This is a genomic window from Sphingobium fuliginis (assembly GCF_004152845.1).
GTDB classification, from domain to species: Bacteria; Pseudomonadota; Alphaproteobacteria; order Sphingomonadales; family Sphingomonadaceae; genus Sphingobium; species Sphingobium fuliginis.
Genome location: NZ_SEON01000018.1, coordinates 2,501 through 5,555, shown reverse-complemented (window position 1 = coordinate 5,555; position 3,055 = coordinate 2,501). Strand labels below are relative to the sequence as shown.

Below are 3,055 nucleotides of genomic sequence, written 5' to 3'. Positions count from 1 at the left end.
ATTGCGAATGGGTTAATGTGAAGCGCGAGCTATAATGCCTGGCGACGCCCTACTCTTCCGGGGCTTGAGCCACAGTACCATCGGCGCAGACTGGTTTCACGTCCGAGTTCGGGAAGGGATCGGGTGGGTCACAGACGCTATGGTCACCAAGCAATAGAGCTTGCGCTTCGGGTTTTAATCGGTGCCGTGCACTTGGGCGTTTCGGTTGAGAAACGCGTCATCAAATGAGTTGGTTTGTTTATCTGGCATGAGGTTGATCACCACGCTCGATGGCTGACGCTGGTTTTATCCAGTGTTGTCATTGATGGTGGGACTCTCAGGCGCGATCAGAGCAATTAGGACCGGTTAGCTCCATATGTTACCACACTTCTACATCCGGCCTATCAAGGTCGTGGTCTACGACCGCTCGAAGAAATCTTATCTTGAGGGAGGCTTCCCGCTTAGATGCTTTCAGCGGTTATCCCGTCCATGCATAGCTACCCTGCTGCGCCCTTGGCAGGACGACAGGTACACCAGAGGCATGTTCAACCCGGTCCTCTCGTACTAGGGTCAACTCCTCTCAAATTTCGACGCCCACGGCAGATAGGGACCAAACTGTCTCGCGACGTTCTGAACCCAGCTCACGTACCACTTTAATTGGCGAACAGCCAAACCCTTGGGACCTGCTCCAGCCCCAGGATGTGATGAGCCGACATCGAGGTGCCAAACGATTCCGTCGATATGAGCTCTTGGGAATCATCAGCCTGTTATCCCCGGCGTACCTTTTATCCGTTGAGCGATGGCCCTTCCACGAGGGACCACCGGATCACTATGACCGACTTTCGTCTCTGCTCGACTTGTCAGTCTCGCAGTCAGGCGGGCTTATGCCATTGCACTCTAACAGACGGTTTCCAACCGTCCTGAGCCCACCATCGCGCGCCTCCGTTACTCTTTAGGAGGCGACCGCCCCAGTCAAACTACCCGCCACAGAGGGTCCCTGCACCGGATGACGGTGCGAGGTTAGACATCAGAAAACAACAGGGTGGTATTTCACCTATGGCTCCACCGGAACTGGCGTCCCGGCTTCAAAGCCTCCCACCTATGCTACACAGTTCTTTCCTAATGCCACTCTGAAGCTGCAGTAAAGGTGCACGGGGTCTTTCCGTCTAACCGCGGGTACTCCGCATCTTCACGGAGAATTCAATTTCGCTGAGCATATCCTGGAGACAGTGGGGAAGTCGTTACGCCATTCGTGCAGGTCGGAACTTACCCGACAAGGAATTTCGCTACCTTAGGACCGTTATAGTTACGGCCGCCGTTTACCTGGGCTTCAATTCAGAGCTTGCACTCCTCCTCTTAACCTTCAGGCACCGGGCAGGCGTCAGGCCCTATACGTCGTCTTGAAGCCGACTTAGCAGAGCCCTGTGTTTTTGCTAAACAGTCGCTACCCCCTGGCCTGTGCCCCCCACAAGTGCTTGCGCATATGTGGGGCCTCCTTCTTCCGAAGGTACGGAGGCAATTTGCCGAGTTCCTTCAGGATACTTCTCTCAAACGCCTTGGTATACTCTACCATTCCACCTGTGTCGGTTTAGGGTACGGTCTATACGGTGGGGCTATTTCCTGGGACAACTTCCCTGCCCGGACCAATCCAATAAGGCCGAACAAGTTACGCCATCCGTCACACACCACCAGGCCCACGAATATTAACGTGGTTCCCATCGACTACCCCCTTCGGGCTCGTCTTAGGGGCCGGCTTACCCTGCTCAGATTAGCTTTAAGCAGGAACCCTTGGAATTTCGGCGACAGTGCATCTCACACTGTTAATCGCTACTCATGTCTGCATTCGCACTTCCGATACCTCCACGGTCGGTTACCCTCCCGCTTCAACGGCCTACGGAACGCTCCGCTACCGCTCAGCACAAAGTGCTGAACCCTAAGCTTCGGTGCACGTCTTGAGCCCCGTTACATCTTCGCCGCAGGATCTCTTATTTAGACCAGTGAGCTGTTACGCTTTCTTTAAAGGATGGCTGCTTCTAAGCCAACCTCCTGGTTGTTTTGGAAATCCCACATGCTTTCCCACTTAGACGTGACTTGGGGACCTTAGCTGTAGGTTAGGGCTGTTTCCCTTTTGACGACGGACCTTAGCACCCGCCGTCTGTCTGCCGGACTAGACTCGTTGGTATTCGGAGTTTGGTTAGTATTGGTAGATCTCGCGACCCCCGCAACCATCCAGTGCTCTACCCCCAACGGCAATCATCCGACGCTCTACCTCAATAGATTTCGCGGAGAACCAGCTATTTCCCGGCTTGATTGGCCTTTCACCCCTAAACACAACTCATCCGATAATTTTTCAACATTAAACGGTTCGGCCCTCCAGTGCGTGTTACCGCACCTTCAGCCTGGTCATGCCTAGATCGCCGGGTTTCGGGTCTAATGCATCGAACTCAATCGCCCTGTTCAGACTCGCTTTCGCTGCGCCTACACCTAACGGCTTAAGCTTGCTCGATACACTAAGTCACAGACCCATTATGCAAGAGGTACGCGGTCAGGTCTCAAGGACCCTCCCACTGCTTGTAGGCATCCGGTTTCAGGTACTGTTTCACTCCCCTCATCGGGGTGCTTTTCACCTTTCCCTCACGGTACTGGTTCGCTATCGGTCATGTACGAGTATTTAGGCTTGGAGGGTGGTCCCCCCATGTTCAGACAGAGTTTCACGTGCTCCGCCCTACTCAAGTCCTGATGTTTCGCTTTCACATACGGGGCTGTCACCCGCTATGGCGCCACTTTCCAGAGGCTTCTGTTAACTAAACACCAGGCGCTGGCCTGGTCCGCGTTCGCTCGCCACTACTAACGGAATCTCGGTTGATGTCTTTTCCTCCGGGTACTGAGATGTTTCAGTTCTCCGGGTTCGCTTCACCAAAGCCTATTTTATTCAGCTTAGTGATACCTCTCCCATTTAACGCTGTGCCCGATCGCTCGGGTGCAGCCTTAAATGGTGAAGGTGGGTTGTCCCATTCGGAAATCGCGGGATCAAAGCTTGCTCACAGCTCCCCCACGCTTATCGCAGCGTGCCACG

The 3,055-nt window shown here is 54.1% G+C and carries 2 rRNA genes (1 of these 2 only partly in view); both read right to left on the bottom strand.

The features are described from left to right. Positions 1-36: 36 nt before the first annotated feature. Positions 37-151: ribosomal RNA gene (gene rrf, locus EWH10_RS21595) — 5S ribosomal RNA — on the bottom strand. A 164-nt stretch (positions 152-315) separates the two neighbouring features. After that, a 23S ribosomal RNA gene (locus tag EWH10_RS21590) occupies positions 316-3,055 on the bottom strand (it continues 56 nt past the right edge of the window).